Raw genomic sequence first — 18,477 nt, forward strand, 5'->3', positions numbered from 1 at the left:
GACGGCAATGCGCCTCAGCAACGACGCATTCGCGAAACGCCTCGGCATCGGCGTCCGAACCGTCGCCGGCTGGCACCAGAAACCGACCCTCCGCCCCCAGTCGGCAATGCAAGAGATCCTGGACACCGCGCTGGAACAGGCGTCCCCGGCGGTCCAGGCACGGTTCGCCGCGCTCACCACCGAAGCCCCGGCCCCAGCCGCCGCCGAGAGCACACCCGACGCCGAACACCGCCTCGGCGCTGACCCCAACATCAGCGCGGCCCTGCACTGGCTCGACGAACACGCCCACTGGTCACCAGGCACCGCACGTCGAGAAGTGGCCGCCCGCCTGACCCAACTCGACCAGCGCCAACTACACGACCGAGCCGCACGGCGAGGCCGCGTCGACCAGTGGCGCATAGCCGACGCCTTGCACACCTACTACCCGGACCGGACGACCGGCCACGGCCAGTACGTAGCCGCCCTCCACGGCGAAGAGGCGCTGACCAGCGTCCTCACCCACCCTGACTGGCTCGACCTCGCCTGTCCCCTGCTGCCTCCCGCCGACAAGATCACTGTCACGAACACCACCCCGGACAACGACCTCACACTCGACGCCAACAGCGCCGGCCGAGCCGCCCAACGCATCGCCGAGACCCTCGCGCTGAACATCCGCATGCTCGACGGCCCGTTGTTCCGCCTCACCCAGGTAGCCCCTCGCGCGGGCGAGATCGCCGCAACGACCGAGGTCACCCGGTTCGTCCGTTACGCCCTCACCATGGACCTCCTCGAAGGCGAGTTGGTAGACGCCCTGGCCACCAACGAGCCGCTGGAACCGGGCTCGCTCCCGCTCCGAGACAAGTACCTGCCCAACATCAAGTCGGTGCTCGACCTGCCCGAACGCCTCTGCTGCGGCGGCACCCTCGCCCTCTGCGCCATAGCCCGCCCCGCGGACCCACTCCGCGGCCCCGCTGACTACGTGCTCCTGGTCCAGGAACGATCAGGCCACGTCGTCAACGCCGCCCGCCGCCTGGCCGTGATCCCCAAGGGCTTCCACGAACCCCTGACCGACTACCGCGCCGACGCCCACATCGGCGCCACCCTCCGCCGCGAGATGGAAGAGGAACTCTTCGGCCGCGACGACATCGACAGCACCAACGGCCTACCGCTCCGCGCCGACCCCATGCACCCCAGCCGCCAGTCCGAACCGATGCGCTGGCTCATGGCCGAACCCGGCCGACTACGCATGGAATGCACCGGCTTCGGCCTCAACCTGGTGAGCGGCAACTTCGAGTTCGCCGGCCTGATCGTCATCGACGACGAGGAGTTCTGGCAGCACTACGGCGGCCACATCGAAGCCAACTGGGAAGCGACGTCCCTACGCCAGTACTCAAGCCTCGACCGCTCCATGCTCACCGAACTCATCGGCGACGGCGCGTGGAGCAACGAGGGCCTGTTCGCCCTGTTGCAGGGCCTTCGTAGGCTAACCCAGGTCGGCGGCAACCGAGTCGACGCCCCGGAGATCGAGTGGGAGATCCGCTAGTGGCAACGAACTGGCGCTTCGGCAACGCACCGGAGGAGACGAAGGACAACCGAGGCTGGCTCCTCGGTCACTTCATCACCCCGCCTGACGACATCCTCCACAGCAAGGACGTCGAAGTGAAGTGGGCCGTCCACCCAGCCGGCGAAAAGCGCGCCGAATGGACCGTCGACGACCAACGCACAACCCTCGTACTCCTGGTCGACGGCGAGTTCCGCATAGACCTCACCGAGGGCAGCCGCACCCTCCGAACCCAGGGCGACTACGCCCTCTGGGGACCAGGCATAGACCACTCCTGGAAAGCCCTGACCGACTCGACGGTGATGGTGGTCCGCTGGCCCTCAGCCACCTGATCACAGCTCGACAGCCGGCAGCTTCACCCGCCGCCCACCGACGTCCCGCAACCGCCGAAGCCCTTGCAGGAACGCAAAAAGCCCCTCGTTACTCCAGCTCTCGTCTCCAGCCAGCTTCGCCAGCAAATGATCATCCAAACTGGAGTACACCCGAAGCCCAGCCGACTCCCAGTTGGCCTCGACAACCCCACCGAACTGCGGCCAGAACTCCTCATCCTCGATCACGACCAGACAGGCGAACTCGTAGTTCCCGCTGACCAGGTTGAACCCGAACCCGGTGCACTCCATCCGCAGCCGTGCCGGCGACGCTGTGAGCCACCGCATCGCCTCCGAGAGCCGACTCGAATGCATCGGCGCCGCCGCCCGCCGCCCGTCGGCGGTGCTATCCAGCTCCGCCCTTCCGAACAGTTCCTCTTCCATCTCGCGAACCAACGTCGCCCCGATCCGAGCGTCCCCCGCGACGTCCGTCAACGGCTCATGGAACCCCTTCGGTATGACAGCCAGCCGTCCTGCCGCGTTCACCACCTGCCCTGACCGCTCCTGCACGAGCAACGCGTAGTCGGCCTCACCCCGGTAGGCGTCCGCCGGCCGAGCGATGGCACACAGAGCGACAACGCCACCCGCGCAAAGCCGTCCATGCAGGTCAAGCACGGTTTCGACGTCGGGAAGGTACCGATCCCGCAGGGGAAGGTCACCCCGCCCAATCGGCCGACCGTTGACCAGCGCGTCAGCCAGCTCCCGTTCCAACAGGTCCATGGTCAGCGCATACACACCGAAGGGCGCAAGCCCGACGCTGCCCGAGATCACGCCGCCCCGAATGTCGACGTCCAGCAACCGATACAACGGCTCGTTCGTGATCCGTACCCCGAGCATCGCCGCCTCGGTGAGCCGGTCCACCGCGTGTCCCCGCTCGATACGCCCGACGCTGTCCAACTCCACGTCAGCCAGCCCGATCCGGTCGGTGTCCGGACCAAGTGGGATGCTCAGGTCCAGCCACTCCGCCCGGGTCAGCACGGATGTCGCCACCCGATGCCCGTCCACACTCGGTCTGTACAACAAGCCACCCGACGCAGCGTCGTAGTAGTCCGCCAGGGCGGCCGCAAGTCGGCTCCGCCTGACACCCCGTAGCCGCACTCCCCGATCTTGAACTTCGTCGAGGCTCAACCCGTCGACCAGCGCCGCGACCTCCTCCCGGGTGGCCTCGGGAACCCAACCGCCAACCGTGTCCCCCGCTTCCTTCGGGACGAGCCCCGCGCCCTCCAGGTCGACTTCGTGATCATCGGTGGCGGAAGCAAGCAGCTCGTCCACCGTCACGCCCAACATGCGTTCAAGCAGGCGAGCGGTGGCCGGACGGACGGTTCCGAGCGGTCTTCCACCCGGGCCACGCCCCGAGACCAGCCGCTGCAAGTGCCGCACACTGATCGTGCCCGGCTCCCCATGCTCCCGAGCGAACAACTCGACGGACTCGGCGAACTCTTCAACGGTCTGCCGCCGCTGCCAGATCAACTTCTCCAGCACGGTGCGAAACGTCCGCATCAGGCCCCTCCCCGTCACCCGTCCATGGGTGTCGCGACATGTCGTGTCCATGTCGCACCAAGATCGTTGAGCTGATCCCAAGCTGATGACATGGTGATTTCAAGTGAAGCACAACAGTCACCGCAGGTCACAAGCCCACCCACGTCACCAATCAGAGGCACCCATGCCCAACGAACTGCCTCCCATCCCCTGCATCCCGCCCCCGGACCAGGCCGCCCACGACGACGGCGTACTCATGCACGACCTCACCGTCCTCAACGCCAAGCTGAGCCGCTACGTCCTCCGCTTCCTCGACGCCGACTCCCAGCGAGCCACCCCAGACGCCCCAGCAGCAGAAATCGCCCTAGCCAACTGCCTCACCAACGCGGCCAACGCGCTCCGATCCCGAGCCTCCCGCCGAACCCCGCTCATCCCAGACAGCAGCCACCAGCCCCAGTAACACCAACTCCCCTGCCCGCCTTCACACCAACAATCGGATCCGCATGACCTCCCCTCGACCAATCTCCAACAACTCCCAACCGGACAACAGCCACATCATCGCTCCATACGTCACCGCATGGAGCGAAGAAATGTTCACGCAAGCCAAGATAGTAAGAAGGCCGTCCGGTGGAATCGCCTACGCGGACGAGAAACTCACCGACCGAGACAACAACGGCATCCTCTGGCCCCGAACGCCCCACCGCCCCGGCATCGGCCGCCCAGAATTCGGCGCCGTCCACCCCCTGCGCCAACGCCGCGCCATGCGCCGCCTCCTGTGCCAGGTCTGCGCAGGCCCTGCCGACCAAACCCCCGACGGCACCCTCTGGCTACTCCAAGATCACCGCGAAGACTGGCCAAACTGGCCAGAGAACATGGCCGTAACCGAACCCCCAGTCTGCCGAGACTGCGTAACCCTCTCCACCCGCCTCTGTCCCGCCCTACGCAAAGGCTCCGCAGTCATCCGCGCCCGACGATTCCCCATCGTCGGCGTCTACGGCGTTCTCCACACCCAGGACCCCACCCCGACCCCGGTAGGCACCGTAACCCTGTCCTTCGACAACTCCGCCGTCCGCTGGCTACGAGCCGGGGGCCTCGCCCGCGAACTACACGACTGCGCCATCCTCACCCCCGACGACCTCCACCGGTGACCCCATGCCAATGCTGAATCGCGAGGTAATCCGCGACTGGCTAGCCGAACACAATTGGTCGGTATCCAGACTGGCCGCCGAATGCAGCGCTCTCGGAGAAGACACCATCTCCGAAGGAACTATGCGTAACGCCGTCAATGGCATCGACCCGATGCGCCCCGGTCGAATCCACGTAATCTCCCAAGTAACCGCCAAGTACGGCGATGGTATCCCTTACCACCGACTCGCGATCAGTGCACCCTGAGCATTGGTTTGACGACAATGCACATTCCGCCGAAATATAAGACCCTTTAGTGTCATTCTCACCGCATGCTCACACTGTCGGAATTATTTGGAATACAAAACCAGGCGCGGATTGCTATAAAGGCACCATGATGGTGGCCTGCCTGCAGCCGGGTCAGGCCATCTCACAGAGGAGTGGCGGAGTTAGTTAGAATCAGACTGTGGAGATCCGAGCAGGTATGCAGTGGCACTACCTCTTCTTGAGGGGTCGCGGTAGATCTGTCCAGCATCCATCATTTTCTCAAAAACCCGCTTCATCTTATTTTCGGAACCTTCGCCGGTCAACTCCCGAGCCTTCGAGTTATTAATCTCGCCATTGGCCATGAGATATTCCAGAATCTGTTCCTCGTAAGATGCGAGGCGCTCATGTCGAATGCGCACGACCACCCTACTGTCATGCTCTTCAATTGATGGCGGCTTGAGTCCAATCTCTCGCATTTTTTGAAACGCTGTGTTGAGCCCTTCTCCAACGTCCTTATTTGGTGGATCGGGGAACTTGTTGATCAGTCGTACAATCTTTCCGTTGCGCGCGAACTGTTCATCGAGCATATTCGCGGTAGTTATATGCCCGGGAAGCCTCCCTGGACTGTCGACCTCAATCCGGTTATCAAAGATACGAATCTGAACATCAGTTGCAATTGAATAATCACGGTGAAGCACCGCATTAGTCACGATCTCATGCAATGTTTCCGGGGGATATGATACAGAAACAAGGCCGCCCGTAGTCTGCACTTGGCTTGATCCGACAATCTCTGCAACGGCATGCACGGCATCGCGAATCTGTTTTGTCAGTGGTCCTTCAATTGTGATCGGATTGCCATCCAACTGATCACGATAGCCCTCTTTGCTCGACGATTTATAGCGAAGAATCTTGATCGCTGATCGCTTCGGGAGAATCACCTGAGGCTCGTCGGCATAAAGCAGAACAGCTGCCACTGTTGGGCGGTCATTGATTATGAGGCGCTGGCTTCGGAGCCAAGGATCTGGTTCGGAAACTGGCACAGACTCGATCATAAACTCTGTGACCGTGAGAGAATCACTGACGAGTGGAATGTCGACCGAGTCGAGTGGCATATCCTCGTAGGTCGCAAGACCCTTGTCGAGCTTGAGGCGCTCGATAGAGACGTGGTTCTGGAGCTTTACGGGCAATTTCTGCGCACTCGCCCGAATATAGATCCCGCCATCGGCGGTTTCGAGCATCTCCCGAGATTTTTCTATGATAATATGCAGCACGAAACCGACGACACCTGCCCCCCTCAGGAATCGAATAGATGCTAGGTCATTACCTTCAAATAGATTGTGAAGTACCTGAACATGACCGTTTGCATCCTCGATCGTGTCAAATCCTCTCCATCGACGTTGAGATGCAACCTCATCAATTCCAACGTATATTTCACCGCCAGCGCTATTGCCGAATGCAGTGGCATGCACGGCAACCTTTGCTGGCATAATCTCGCGCGCCTTAATATCCTGGAAGTGATTTTCTTCCAGTAGTAAGAGCCTGCCGACTGTTTCAGCATCAACATCGACAATCCCGAGATCTCGGATCACTACCCACTCCATTCATTTAGATCATTTCAGTAGAAATTTAGAAATACCGGGCCGCATTGCCTCATCCTATATCAAGGACGCGCGCAACCTTCGTGAACGCTGTCCGCATACACTTGCTCAGACTGAGCTTGTCGATCAAACGTGACTCCAACTCGGTAGAGATTGATGATCTGTATTTCAGATCTCGGGACTTGCTACCTGGCCTGGAAGACCCGGAAGCACATTATACGGGACAATAGACGTAGGCATACTGCGACATGCCACTGGATGACACGTCGCGTTCGAATAGTGATGGGCCAGGTTAGATGTCCTGTGCCACGACACGCCGAGCTTCGTATCCGGCTTGGGCGCGGTCTTCTTCGCGCGCGCCGAGCAGCCCATGTTTGCCCCGGTAGCTCCTGTGGACTCCTAGAGTCGGTTAACCCGTCTCGTCCCGATACTCCGGCGAACACCATTCCCAGCCGCAGGCCGAGCACCGATCGTTCCGGAAGGTAAACGTTCATTCGCCGCCGTACCCGCAGCGCACATGCCCCGCAGCGGGTAGGCACGCCTCGTGTCTTCGGCCCACGGATCCGAGCTTCCGACTCTTTCGGCCAGCCGTCAACCGCGCGTCGAACGCCGCCGCAACTGCGTCTCGGTGAACGCCCCACATCAACAGTCCCCGGACAACTCTGCGAAGAGTCCTCATGTACGCCGGACCATCCCTTCTGTGGCGGTAACTATCCAATGCGCCACAAAATTTGAAAATTAGCATGCTTCTCTGAAACTGATCGCTTGGCACGCTCCATCAAGCAATAGTCAAATGCCGCCATTTCGGATGGACAATTGGGGTCGAGTCGAAAGATTTCGCTCGCCGCCTGAACGACGCGCAATAGCTCAATCAGGTCCAGTATGTGCCACATGGAATCCGTTTCTCGGTGGTTTTGCCTGAAGAACTCAGAGCCAAATTCTGCGAGACCCTCGAGAAGGGAGAGGTCGGGCACCAGAATGATTGCATGAGGAATCACATTCGATTCCAGTGGAAGGCGGTCGCCTTGTTCGTCTCGTATCTCCGCCCCCATGCGGATGCTTCTAATTGCACCTTTGAGCTGCTTGGCAGCTTTTCGGATATGCTTCGCCGTATCCGCACCGAGCTTGTCTCTACTGGGCAGGTTCGCCCTATTAAACACTGCAAGAGCTTTGGATTCGATCAAGAATAACCCTGACTTGTATGTCATAAGTAAATCTGTAAGTTCTCTTCTTTGGCCGTTTGTGTAGACTTGAGGACTATGGACCGATCCGGCGACGTGGAGGCTATCTACTAGCCATACGCCGACCTCCTCCTGCTGGCGCCCTTCATCTGTGGCAAAGAAAGAAGTTTTACTCCACGATTTATTATTTCGGAGAACCATCACATCTACATCTCGCCAATCCGATGCAAAATGGGCTTCCATCGAACTTGACTGACCTGTCGCTACGCGATTCCCGCGGATGCGTTCTATCGCCGCTTCTGCAACCTGGTTGTCATTTTGACGCGCTGAATGGAGGCCGGTTTGTGACAGCAGTGTTTCGATATCTCCCGCCACTACCCGAAAGTTTTGTTCAGAGTGTGCGACAGGAATCGCCAATTCATTAAATATGATGACATCACAGCTATAGCCAGAGGACAATAGTCTTAACGCCTCCCTCTCTTCCGGCTTCTCTACTAGTGACCAAACGATTCCAGAATCGATCGGATCATCTTGCAGGTCGACCCAATAACCTAGCCATTCCTCGGCAACGCGAAATGTAGATATATGACAGTATTTCTTCTTAGTAAGGTATTTGAGGGCGAGCGTGCGCGCCTTAATTAAAAGCGTTGGTTTCGGGCCATCTTCATTCAATGTCACAGTTAAGCGTGCGACTTCCGGAGTGGAGAGAAACTCCTTCCGATGGTCATCGGAAAGCAAATACACGATACTCTCTTCCTTTCGGCTGGTACGCCCATGCTGCGAAGGCAAGGATACGACATGGCGTCCTTCGGACTAGTTAGGCGCACCGGCGCCTTAAGACACGCAAGGCGCGAGTTGTCGTTGTTGCGGGCCACCGAGGCGAACAGCCGCCCAACTATGTTCTATCCAGGGCCGCGCCACACAGCCTCGGTGAGCCGCCTGACCGATCGTGGATCGTCCCCCAAGCTGGCAGCAGGGCTCGGGTGACCGTGTCCAGCTCTCGCGGACGCTTCATGGGTTGTGAGTCATGGGGGACCCGGGGTACAAGCCCTGGTCATGTCCCTAGATGCGAGGTACGGGAGTCCTCTCGCGTCGTAACGTGCAAGAGCGAGGATCGTGGGTCGATCACACCTCACCGGTTCAGCGAGCGACGGGTGAATAGTGTGCAAGTCCGGCCTCGGACACGTTCACTAACCACACGCGGTGAGGCCGACACATACACGGCCTGTTCCTGGGGTTCGTACCGGAGCTGCAACCGCAAACTCTCGTAAAGCCTGGTCAGATCGTCCGGCGCGCCACCCTTCAAGGTCGCGCCGACGTCGCCGAGTGAATCGACCATCGCGTACACCTCGGCATCGGTGAGCGCGTCAGTCCGGCCCACGGTCGCCAAGGTCGCCTGTACGGCTTCCCGTGCTGCTTGCGCGGCGTTGATCACCTCAACGAGAGCCGCCGGGTCAACACCCGCCGCGATAGCGGCTTGGTGCCGCCGCAACGCGGTCTCGACCTCCGCGAGCCGCTTCCTAGCAGCTTCGTACTCGACCGCTCCCCCACCACCGTCTTGGGATGCCACAAGTTCGGTGACCGTCCGGTCCACGTTGCTCCGGTCGAACAAGTCGCCCGATCCAGCCGTTCAACGGCTCCAGAAGATGGTCCTCCCGGAGGTTCACCGTTCGCGGATGATCAGCCAACGCCGCCGCGCCTGGCGCCAGAGTCCGTGCGATGCACCGGTAGTACACGTCTTTGCAGATGCTCGCGCCTTGCATCTTCCGCTGGCAGATCCCGCACCGCACCAGCCCACGCAGCAGATACGGCCGTCGTCGCCATCGGCGGTGGTGGCTGGATCGCACCGGGCCAACCGCCGACTCGCCGTGCCTCAGGCGTGCGCGGGGAACCCCAGGTCGATCCCGTGGTGGAGTGGCCAGCGGGCGGTGACGGCCTTCGCTCTGGTGTAGAAGTGGACGCCCTGCGTGCCGTGTGCGTGGGTGTCGCCGAACAAGGAGTCCTTCCAGCCGCCGAACGAGTAGTAGGCCATGGGCACCGGGATCGGCACGTTGATGCCGACCATGCCGACGTGTACGCGCCGCTGGTACTCGCGTGCGGCGAGGCCGTCGCCGGTGTAGACGGCGGTGCCGTTGCCGTACGGGTTGGCGTTCACCAGTGCGATCGCCTCGTCGAGGGTGTCGACTCTCAGGACGGAGAGCACCGGGCCGAATATCTCGTCCGTGTAGATCGACATTCCGGTGCGGACGTGGTCGAACACGGTGGGCCCCACCCAGAACCCGTCGTGGCCGGATACGGCGTGTCCTCGGCCATCGACGACCAGGGTCGCGCCCGCCGCTTCGCCCGCGTCCACGTAGGACACGACGCGGTCCCGTGCGGCGGCGGTGACCAGGGGGCCCATCTGTGCCATCGGGTCGGTGCCGGGCAGCGTGCGCAACGACCGGGCGCGCTCGGCGATCCCGGCCACGAGGTCGTCCGCGATGTCGCCGACCGCGACCACGGCCGAGATCGCCATGCAGCGTTCGCCCGCGCTGCCGAAGCCCGCCGACACCGCGGCGTCGGCGGCCTGGTCGAGGTCGGCGTCCGGCAGGACGACCATGTGGTTCTTCGCGCCGCCCAACGCCTGGACCCGCTTGCCCGCCGCCGTGCCGCGGGCGTACACCTGCCTGGCGATCGGTGTGGAGCCGACGAACGAGACCGCGGTCACGTCGGGGTGGTCGAGCAGCGCGTGCACGGCGGCCGCGTCGCCGTGCAGGACATTGAGCACCCCGTCGGGCAGTCCCGCCGCCGTGAACAGCTCGGCGAGCCGCACCGGGGCGGACGGGTCGCGTTCGGAAGGCTTGAGCACGAAGGCGTTGCCACACGCGACCGCGATCGGGAACATCCACATCGGCACCATGACGGGGAAGTTGAACGGCGTGACGCCCGCGACGACACCCAGCGGGTGCCGGACCGAATAGGCGTCCACACCGCGGGAGACCTGCTCGGAGTGCTCACCCTTGAGCAGGTGCGGAATGCCGCAGGCGAACTCGACGACCTCCAGGCCACGCTGCACCTCACCCGCGGCGTCGTCGAGTACCTTGCCGTGTTCGGCCGTGATCAGCTCGGCCAGCTCACGCCGGTGTTCGTGGAGCAACTGCCGGTAGGCGAACAGGACCCTGGTCCGCTGCGACAACGACGACTCCGCCCACCCGGCCGCGGCCTTGCCCGCCGACGCGACCGCCAGGTCCACATCGGACTGTCCGGCAAGCACGACCTCCTTGTGGGCGACACCGGTCGCGGGGTCGAACACCGGGGCGGTGCGGCCGGCCGTGCCGGGGGTCCGCGCACCGTCGATGTAGTGCGGCACGAGCTGTGGTGAGTTCACGAGAACGTCCCTTCAGGGAGCAGTGTGGTCATGGCGGCGGTGGTGCCGTCGTCGCGCGGACGACGAGGGTCGACTGGAGCAGGTGCCGTACCGGCTCGTCGCGTTCGCCGCGCACGCGTTCGAGCAGCGCCGCGACGGCCAGCCTGCCGACCTCAGCGCGGGGCTGATCGATCGTGGTGAGGGAGACGTGCCCCATGGCGGCCAGCGAGGTGTTGTCGTAGCCGACCACCGACACGTCCCGCGGCACCCGCAGGCCGATCTCCTCGAGCGCGGAGATCGCGCCGATGGCGTTGAAGTCGTTGCCGGCCAGGACCGCCGTGGGCGGGAGACCACCGGACTCGCCCCAGACCTGGCGCACCGCCTTGGCGCCTGCCACGTCGGTGTGCTCGCTTGCCACGACGCGCGGGTCGAGCCCGTGCCGTCGCATCGCGGCCGTGTACCCCTGCCTGCGCGCGGTCGCGACCGACGCCCTGCCCCCGTCGAAGTGCGCGATCCTGGTGTGCCCGAGGCGGACCAGGTGGTCGACCGCCAGCGCCGCGCCGGTCGCGCCGTCGTCGTTGACGGTGTCGACCGAGGACAGCCTCGTGGTCCGGGACACCAGCACCAGCGGGCCCTGCCCACTGGCCTCGGTGATCGCCGCCGCGGACAGCACCGGCGAGAGCAGCACGATCCCGGCTGGCCGGAACGACAGCAGGCTGCGCAACGCCACCCGTTCCCGAACGGGACTGCGGCCACCGGTGTTGATCACCATCTCGAAGCCGGCGACCCGTGCGGCCGCGTCGATGCCCTCCACGACGTCGACGAAGAACGCGTTGCGCAGGTCGGAGACCATGACGCCGAGCACGGTGGACGTGCGGCTGGCCAGCGATCGGGCCATCTGGTGCGGCGTGTAGCCGAGTTCGGCGGCGGCCGCGAGCACCGCGTCGCGCCGGAGGCTGCTCACGTTCGACGAGCCGCGCATCACCAGCGAGACGAGTGCTCGGGACACCCCCGCCAACTCCGCCACGTCCGTCATCGTCGGCCGGGCCATCCAAACCTCCTGCTTGACACCGTGGAAACCCACCATACATCGTTAGAGCGCTCTAAAGAATAGAGCGCTCTAATCCTTCTCCTGGACGGAGATCGAACTGATGCGTATCGGAGTGGCGGGCGTCGGCCGGGTCGGCGCCATGCACGTCGCACACCTCGCCCGAATGTCCACAGTCGACGAACTGGTGCTGTTCGACCCGGCCCCCGGCCGCGCGGCGACGGCGGCCGGGGACATCGGCGCACGCGCCACCGCGGACCTCGACGCGCTGCTCGCCGCGTGTGACGGCGTGCTGATCGCGACGCCGACGGCGACGCACCCGGAGGTGGTTCGCCGTGCGCTCGCCGCGGGCGTGCCCGCCCTGTGCGAGAAACCGATCGCACGCTCCTACGAGGAGATGCACGCGCTCGTCAGGGACATCGACGCGGCGGGCGTCGAGGTCGTGGTCGGGTTCCAGCGCAGGTTCGACCCGGCGGTGGCGGAGTTGCACCGCCGTGTCCGGTCCGGCGAGGTGGGTACGGTCTACCTCGCGCGGTCGACGGGTCAGGACGCGGCGCCGCCGGACTTCGGCTACCTGCCAGTCTCCGGCGGCATCTTCCACGACCTGTTGATCCACGACCTGGACGCGGTGCCGTGGCTGGTCGGCGAACCGGTGGTCGAGGTGTACGCGGCCGGTTCGGTGCTGGTGCACGAGGCGTTCGCCGCCGAGGACGACGTCGACAACTGCGTGGTGGCACTCACCTTCGCAGGCGGTGCGCACGCGCTGCTGTCCGGTGGCAGGCACAACGGCGCGGGCTACGACCACCGGCTGGAGGTGTTCGGCAGCAGGGACTCGCTGGCGGTTGGCGTGGACGCACATACCCCGTTGCGTTCCCTCGAACCGGGCATGCCCGCGCCGACGGCGCCCTACCAGGGCTTCCCCGAGCGGTTCCGGCGAGCGTACGAGAACGAGATGGCCGTGTTCGTGGACGTGGTCGCCGGACGTGCGGCGAATCCCTCCCCCGCCAGGGAGAGCCTGGTGAGCCAGCGGCTCGCGGACGCCTGCGACGCGTCCCGCCGCAGCGGCGCACCTGTCCGCGTCACCGAGGCGGTGCCCGCATGATGCGCGTGGCTGCCGCACCGATTTCCTGGGGTGTGTGCGAGGTGCCCGGCTGGGGCCGGGTGCTCGACCCGGACACGGTGCTCGACGAGATGGCGCGGCTCGGCATCACGGCCACGGAACTGGGCCCGCCGGGCTATCTGCCGGGGTCACCGGAGGAGCTGGCCTCGGCGTTACGCGGGCACGGGCTCGGGCTGGTCGGCGGGTTTCTCGCGGTGCCGCTGCACACCGGCGACCCGCGGCATCTGGCCGAGGCCGACCGGGTTGCGGCGCTGCTCGCCCGAGCGGGCGGCGACGTCCTGGTCCTCGCCGCCGCGACAGGGCTCGACGGCTACGACGAGCGGCCGGACCTGACCGACGACGAGTGGCGCACGCTGGTCGGCACGGCAGCACGGATCACGAGCCGCGCCGAGGCACACGGTCTGCGCACAGTGCTGCACCCGCACGTCGGCACGCACGTCGAACGGGCGCACGAGGTCGAACGCTTCCTCGCCGACTCGCCGCTGCCGCTGTGCCTGGACACCGGGCATCTGCTGATCGGCGGCGCGGACCCGGTCGAGGTCGCGAGGCGGTGGGCCACGCGCGTCGGGCACGTGCACCTCAAGGACGTCCGGCACGACGTGGCCGCCAGGGTGCGTTCCGGCGAACTGGGCTACACCCAGGCCGTACGAGAGGGCGTCTACGTGCCGCTCGGGGACGGCGACGTGGACATCGCCGCGATCATCGGGCACCTCGACGCCGCCGGTTACGACGGCTGGTACGTGCTCGAACAGGACATCGCGCTGTCCGAGGACAGCCCCGTCGACGGACCGCGCGAGGACGTGGCACGTAGCCTCGCGCACCTCGGAGTCCGGCCATGAGCCTCGAACTGCTCACCGTCGGCCGGGTGGGAGTGGACCTGTACCCGACCCGGAGCGGCGTGCCACTGTCCCAAGCGGACACCTTCGCCAGATCGCTCGGCGGCACCGCGACCAACGTCGCGGTCGCCGCGGCCCGGCTCGGCCACCGCACCGCCGTGCTCACCAAGGTAGGTCCGGACGGCTTCGGTGGCTACGTGCGCGACGCGCTGACCGGGTTCGGCGTCGCGGCCGAGTACGTCGGCACCGCGCAGGACCTGCTGACCCCCGTGGTGTTCTGCGCACTGGACCCGCCGGAGGACCCGCCGCTGCTGTTCTACCGCCTGCCCACCGCACCCGACCTCACCCTCATCGAGGACGACGTGCCGTGGGACGTGGTGCGCGACGTGCCCGCGTTGTGGGTGACCGGCACCGGCATGAGCGCGGAACCGGCGCGCGGCACCCAGCGGGCCGTGCTGGAACACCGCGCCCGGCGCGCCCACACCGTGCTGGACCTGGACTACCGGCCGATGTTCTGGCCGGACCAGGACACCGCCAGGGCCGAGTACCGGTGGCTGCTCGACCACGTCGGCGTCGTCGTCGGCAACCGGGCCGAGGTGGCCGTGGCCACGGGCACCGACGACCCCGAGGAAGCCGCGAACCGGTTGCTGGCGCACGGGGTGGAACTCGCCGTCGTCAAGAAGGGCGCCGACGGCGTGCTCGTCGCCACCGTCGACGGGACGTGGACGGTGCCGCCGCACCCCGTCGACGTGGTGTGCGGGCTCGGCGCGGGCGACGCGTTCGGCGGCGCACTCGTGCACGGTCTGCTGTCAGGGTGGCCACCGGAGACGACCGCCCGGTACGCCAACGTCGCGGGCGCGCTGGTCGCCGGACGCCTGGCCTGCGCGGACGCGATGCCGACCACCGCCGAACTCGAGGAGGCACTGTGATCACCGACGGGCAGTGGGCCGACCTGTTGCACACGAGGGCGACCGAGCCGGGCGCGATCCGCGCGGCGTACGCGTCCCGGCGGCGCCGCGAGCGCCTGCTGACGGACGCGGGCACGCTGTTCCTCGTCGCCGCGGACCACCCGGCGCGCGGTGCGCTCGCCGTCGGCGACCGCCCGCTGGCCATGGCGGGCAGGCGTGACCTGCTGGACCGGCTGCTCGTCGCGCTCGCGAACCCGCACGTCGACGGCGTGCTCGCCACCCCGGACGTGGTCGAGGACCTGTTGCTGCTGGACGCGTTGCACGGCAAGGTGGTCATCGGCTCGATGAACCGCGGCGGGCTCGCGGGCGCGGGCTGGGAGATCGACGACCGGTTCACCGCCTACGACACCGCCGCGATCGCGGAGTACCGGCTCGACGGCGGGAAGATGCTGCTGCGCATCGTCGACGACGACCCTGGCACGGTGCCCACCCTGCGGGCGTGCGCCGACGCAGTGTCCGCCCTGGCGGACCGCGGGTTGCCCGCGCTGGTCGAGCCGCTCCCCTACCGGCGCGTCGACGGCACGCTCGTGCTGGGCAAGGACGCGGCGTCGCTCGCGCGGGCGATCACCGTCGCCTCGGGACTCGGCCGGACCTCGGCGTACACGTGGCTGAAGCTCCCCGCGCCCGAGGACCTCGCCGTGCTGGACGCCACGACCCTGCCCTGCCTGGTACTGGGCGGCGTGCCGTCCGGTGACACCGCGGCGGACCTCGCCGCATGGGGCACCGCGCTCACCCACCCGGTCGTGCGCGGTCTCGTGGTCGGCCGGACCCTGCTCTACCCGCCGGGCGACGATGTCGCGGCGGCCGTGGCCGCGGCGGCGGACTTGTTCACGGCGGCGCGGTCATGACCGCCCTGCACCACCCGCGGGGAACGCTCGCGGACGGCGACGACCCGGTACTGCTGACGCCGGACCACGCGGGCTGGACCTACACGGGTCTGCGAGTGCTCACGGTCGCGGCAGGCGGCACCCGGACCGTGCGCACCGGCGAGTTCGAGGCGTTCGTACTGCCGTTGCGTGGTGGGTGCACGGTCGCGGTGGACGGCGAGTCCTTCGCGTTGCGCGGGCGGGGGTCGGTGTTCACACGGGTGACCGACTTCGCTTACGTGCCACGGGATGCAGAGGTGACCGTGCACAGCTGGGAGGGCTGCGAGCTGGCGTTGCCGATGGCGCGCTGCACCCGCAGGATGGCGCCGAGGTACGGGCCGGCGGAGGACGTGCCCGTCGAGGTGCGGGGCGCGGGCAACGCCACCCGGCAGGTCACCAACTTCGGCGTGCCGGGGGTGTGGGACCACGCCGACAAGCTCAACGCCTGCGAGCTGATCACCCCCGACGGCAACTGGTCCTCGTACCCGCCGCACAAGCACGACGAGGCAAGCGAGTGCGAGGTCGTCAACGAGGAGATCTACTACTTCCGGATCGCGGGCCGTGACGGCTTCGGCCTGCACCGGACCTACACCGCAGACGGGGCCATCGACGTGGACACCGCGGTGCGGGACGGCGACGTCTTCCTGATACCGCGCGGGTTCCACGGTCCGTGCGTCGCCGCGCCCGGCTACCCGATGTACTACCTGAACGTGCTCGCCGGCCCGGGCCCCGAGCGGTCCATGGCGTTCTGCGACGACCCCGCGCACAGCTGGGTCCGCGACACCTGGGCAGGCCAGGAACAGGACCCGCGCTGCCCGGTCACCACCGCGGAAGGACGGACATGAGACTCACCACCGCACAGGCACTGGTCCGCTGGCTCATCGCCCAGCGCACCGAACTCACCGACGGCAGCGAAGCACCGCTGTTCCCTGCCGTGTGGGCGATCTTCGGGCACGGCAACGTCCTCGGCATCGGCACCGCGCTGGAGGAACAGCGCGACCGCATCCCGGTGTGGCGCGGGCACAACGAGCAGGGCATGGCGCTCGCCGCGGTCGGGTACGCCAAGGCCACACACCGCCGCCAGGTCGGCGTCGTCACCTCGTCGGTGGGGCCCGGCGCGACGAACATGGTCACCGCGGCCGGGGTCGCGCACGCCAACCGGCTGCCGCTGCTGTTGCTGCCCGGCGACACGTTCGCGAGCCGCGCACCGGATCCGGTGCTGCAGCAGGTCGAGCACTTCCACGATCCGGGCGGCTCGGTGAACGACGCGTTCCGGGCGGTGTCCCGGTACTTCGACCGGATCACCCGGCCGGAACAACTCCTCGCCACCCTGCCCCAGGTCGCGCGCGTGCTCACCGACCCGGCGGACTGCGGCCCGGTCACCCTCGCGCTGCCGCAGGACGTCCAGGCGGAGACGTTCGACTTCCCCGGCGCCCTGTTCGAACCGGTGTCGCACCGGCCACTCCGGACCCGGCCGGACACGGACGCGCTCGTGGCCGCGGCCGCGGTGCTGGAGTCCGCCATGCGGCCGCTCATGGTGCTCGGCGGTGGCGTGCGGTACTCGGACGCGGCCGCCGAGGCGCTGCGGTTCGCCGAGGCGCACGGCATCCCGCTCGCCGAGACCACCGCCGGCCGCACCCTGGTGCCGCACGACCACCCCCTGTACGCGGGGCCGCTCGGCGTCACCGGGTCCGCGTCGGCGAACGCGCTGGCCGCCGAGGCCGACGTGGTGCTGGCGGTGGGCACGCGACTGCAGGACTTCACCACGGCGTCGTGGACGGTGTTCGCACCGAACGTCCGGGTGGTCACGGTGAACGCGGCACGGTTCGACGCGGTGAAACACGGCGCGCTGGCGGTGGTCGGCGACGCGCGGGCGGCACTGTCCGAACTGGACTGTGCGCTGCGGGTGACCCCGGCGTGGCGGACACGGGCCCGCGCAGAACTGTCCGCATGGGACAGTCAGGTCGACGGGTTGCGCTCGGCGGCCACCGAGCTGCCGACCTACGCGCAGGTGGTCGGCGCGGTGAACGAGGCGTCCGGTCCCGAGGACTACGTGATGACCGCGTCCGGTGGCCTGCCCGGCGAACTGGCCGGCGGGTGGCGTGCGACCGGAACATCCACAATGGACATCGAGTACGGCTTCTCCTGCATGGGTTACGAGCTGGCCGGTGCGTGGGGCGCCGCCATGGCACGACCCGGCGGCGTGGTGACCACACTGCTCGGCGACGGCTCCTACCTGATGCTCAACGCTGAACTGTACTCCGCGGCGTTCGCCGGGCACGGCTTCGTCGCGATCGTCTGCGACAACGACGGGTACGCCGTGATCGAACGCCTCCAGAACGGGCAGGGCGGCGCCTCGTACAACAACATGTACGAGACCTGCCGCACCACCGTGACGCGGCCCCCGCGCGTCGACTTCGCCGCACACGCCGCCGCACAGGGGTGCGCCGTGTTCACCGCCACCACCGTCGACGACCTGCGTGCCGCCTACGCCAAGGCCCGTGCGGCGGCCACCGACCGCCCCGCCGTCGTGGTGGTCCGCACGGCCCCGTCGTCGTGGACCGAGGCGGGTGCGTGGTGGGAGGTCGGTGTCCCGGAGGTGAGCCACCGCGACGAGGTCCGCTCCGCCAGGACGCGACTCACGGCCGGGAAGGCCGGGCAGTTGCGCTACCTCGCACCCTAGCCACCGCACAAGGGAATGCTCCGGCACGAACACTCGTGCCGGAGCATTCCGT

The 18,477-nt window shown here is 66.4% G+C and carries 15 protein-coding genes; 8 read left to right on the top strand and 7 right to left on the bottom strand.

Annotated elements, in window-relative coordinates:
- Positions 1–7 precede the first annotated feature (7 nt).
- Both BLA60_RS14875 and BLA60_RS14880 read left to right on the top strand, forming a co-directional pair.
- Positions 8–1,522 (top strand): transcriptional regulator, encoded by a 1,515-nt coding sequence (locus BLA60_RS14875; protein ID WP_075133467.1) that lies wholly within the window; start codon positions 8–10, stop codon positions 1,520–1,522.
- Positions 1,522–1,872, top strand: a complete 351-nt coding sequence (locus BLA60_RS14880; protein ID WP_075133468.1) for a signal peptidase I — start codon at positions 1,522–1,524, stop codon at positions 1,870–1,872. The genes BLA60_RS14875 and BLA60_RS14880 overlap by 1 nt, the downstream gene beginning before the upstream one ends.
- Here the strand turns inward: BLA60_RS14880 and BLA60_RS44820 are convergent, their stop codons facing one another.
- The 7 genes from BLA60_RS44820 to BLA60_RS14920 all read right to left on the bottom strand — a co-directional run bounded on the left by BLA60_RS44820 (position 1,873) and on the right by BLA60_RS14920 (position 11,955).
- Positions 1,873–3,408, bottom strand: a complete 1,536-nt coding sequence (locus tag BLA60_RS44820) for a transcriptional regulator (RefSeq protein ID WP_211288733.1) — start codon at positions 3,406–3,408, stop codon at positions 1,873–1,875.
- 1,553 nt (positions 3,409–4,961) lie between these two features.
- Positions 4,962–6,368 (bottom strand): ATP-binding protein, encoded by a 1,407-nt coding sequence (locus tag BLA60_RS14900; protein WP_211288734.1) that lies wholly within the window; start codon positions 6,366–6,368, stop codon positions 4,962–4,964.
- Positions 6,369–7,087: 719 nt separating this feature from the next.
- On the bottom strand, positions 7,088–8,302 hold the full coding sequence (locus tag BLA60_RS43220) for a hypothetical protein (protein WP_154814357.1): 1,215 nt from the start codon (positions 8,300–8,302) through the stop codon (positions 7,088–7,090).
- Between the two features lie 388 nt (positions 8,303–8,690).
- Positions 8,691–9,152: a hypothetical protein gene (locus tag BLA60_RS14905; RefSeq protein WP_154814358.1), complete on the bottom strand. Its 462-nt coding sequence runs from the start codon at positions 9,150–9,152 to the stop codon at positions 8,691–8,693.
- Positions 9,079–9,405, bottom strand: a complete 327-nt coding sequence (locus tag BLA60_RS46535; RefSeq protein WP_075133472.1) for a recombinase zinc ribbon domain-containing protein — start codon at positions 9,403–9,405, stop codon at positions 9,079–9,081. Before BLA60_RS46535 ends, BLA60_RS14905 begins: the two co-directional genes overlap by 74 nt.
- Positions 9,406–9,431: 26 nt before the next feature.
- Positions 9,432–10,925, bottom strand: coding sequence for a CoA-acylating methylmalonate-semialdehyde dehydrogenase (locus tag BLA60_RS14915; RefSeq protein ID WP_075133473.1), 1,494 nt, complete (start codon positions 10,923–10,925; stop codon positions 9,432–9,434).
- 28 nt (positions 10,926–10,953) lie between these two features.
- Positions 10,954–11,955, bottom strand: a complete 1,002-nt coding sequence (locus BLA60_RS14920; RefSeq protein ID WP_075133703.1) for a LacI family DNA-binding transcriptional regulator — start codon at positions 11,953–11,955, stop codon at positions 10,954–10,956.
- 100 nt (positions 11,956–12,055) lie between these two features.
- On the opposite strand from BLA60_RS14920, the gene BLA60_RS14925 reads away from it, so the two are divergent.
- Genes BLA60_RS14925 through iolD form a run of 6 tightly spaced genes read left to right on the top strand, consistent with a single transcriptional unit; the run spans position 12,056 to position 18,425 of the window.
- Complete coding sequence (locus BLA60_RS14925; protein ID WP_075133474.1) at positions 12,056–13,054, top strand: Gfo/Idh/MocA family protein; 999 nt, start codon at positions 12,056–12,058, stop codon at positions 13,052–13,054.
- Positions 13,054–13,911 carry a TIM barrel protein gene (locus tag BLA60_RS14930; protein WP_425427064.1) on the top strand — a complete coding sequence of 286 codons (858 nt, stop codon included), beginning with the start codon at positions 13,054–13,056 and terminating at the stop codon, positions 13,909–13,911. Before BLA60_RS14925 ends, BLA60_RS14930 begins: the two co-directional genes overlap by 1 nt.
- Positions 13,908–14,837, top strand: a complete 930-nt coding sequence (gene iolC, locus BLA60_RS14935) for a 5-dehydro-2-deoxygluconokinase (RefSeq protein WP_075133476.1) — start codon at positions 13,908–13,910, stop codon at positions 14,835–14,837. The genes BLA60_RS14930 and iolC overlap by 4 nt, the downstream gene beginning before the upstream one ends.
- On the top strand, positions 14,834–15,724 hold the full coding sequence (locus tag BLA60_RS14940) for a Cgl0159 family (beta/alpha)8-fold protein (protein ID WP_075133477.1): 891 nt from the start codon (positions 14,834–14,836) through the stop codon (positions 15,722–15,724). The genes iolC and BLA60_RS14940 overlap by 4 nt, the downstream gene beginning before the upstream one ends.
- Positions 15,721–16,587 carry a 5-deoxy-glucuronate isomerase gene (iolB, locus tag BLA60_RS14945; protein ID WP_075133478.1) on the top strand — a complete coding sequence of 289 codons (867 nt, stop codon included), beginning with the start codon at positions 15,721–15,723 and terminating at the stop codon, positions 16,585–16,587. The genes BLA60_RS14940 and iolB overlap by 4 nt, the downstream gene beginning before the upstream one ends.
- Entirely contained in the window at positions 16,584–18,425 is a 1,842-nt protein-coding gene (gene iolD / locus BLA60_RS14950; RefSeq protein ID WP_075133479.1) for a 3D-(3,5/4)-trihydroxycyclohexane-1,2-dione acylhydrolase (decyclizing), read from the top strand. Before iolB ends, iolD begins: the two co-directional genes overlap by 4 nt.
- Positions 18,426–18,477: the final 52 nt, after the last annotated feature.

It is taken from the genome of Actinophytocola xinjiangensis (assembly GCF_001921215.1).
Lineage (GTDB): Bacteria > Actinomycetota > Actinomycetes > Mycobacteriales > Pseudonocardiaceae > Actinophytocola > Actinophytocola xinjiangensis.

Excerpts from the sequence above, each read along its gene's own strand:
- BLA60_RS14875 (WP_075133467.1), top strand. The coding sequence starts at position 8 with ATGCGCCTCAGCAACGACGCATTCGCGAAACGCCTCGGCATCGGCGTC.
- BLA60_RS44820 (WP_211288733.1), bottom strand. The coding sequence starts at position 3,408 with ATGCGGACGTTTCGCACCGTGCTGGAGAAGTTGATCTGGCAGCGGCGG.
- BLA60_RS14920 (WP_075133703.1), bottom strand. The coding sequence starts at position 11,955 with ATGGCCCGGCCGACGATGACGGACGTGGCGGAGTTGGCGGGGGTGTCC.
- BLA60_RS14925 (WP_075133474.1), top strand. The coding sequence starts at position 12,056 with ATGCGTATCGGAGTGGCGGGCGTCGGCCGGGTCGGCGCCATGCACGTC.
- BLA60_RS14930 (WP_425427064.1), top strand. The coding sequence starts at position 13,054 with ATGCGCGTGGCTGCCGCACCGATTTCCTGGGGTGTGTGCGAGGTGCCC.
- iolC (WP_075133476.1), top strand. The coding sequence starts at position 13,908 with ATGAGCCTCGAACTGCTCACCGTCGGCCGGGTGGGAGTGGACCTGTAC.
- iolB (WP_075133478.1), top strand. The coding sequence starts at position 15,721 with ATGACCGCCCTGCACCACCCGCGGGGAACGCTCGCGGACGGCGACGAC.
- iolD (WP_075133479.1), top strand. The coding sequence starts at position 16,584 with ATGAGACTCACCACCGCACAGGCACTGGTCCGCTGGCTCATCGCCCAG.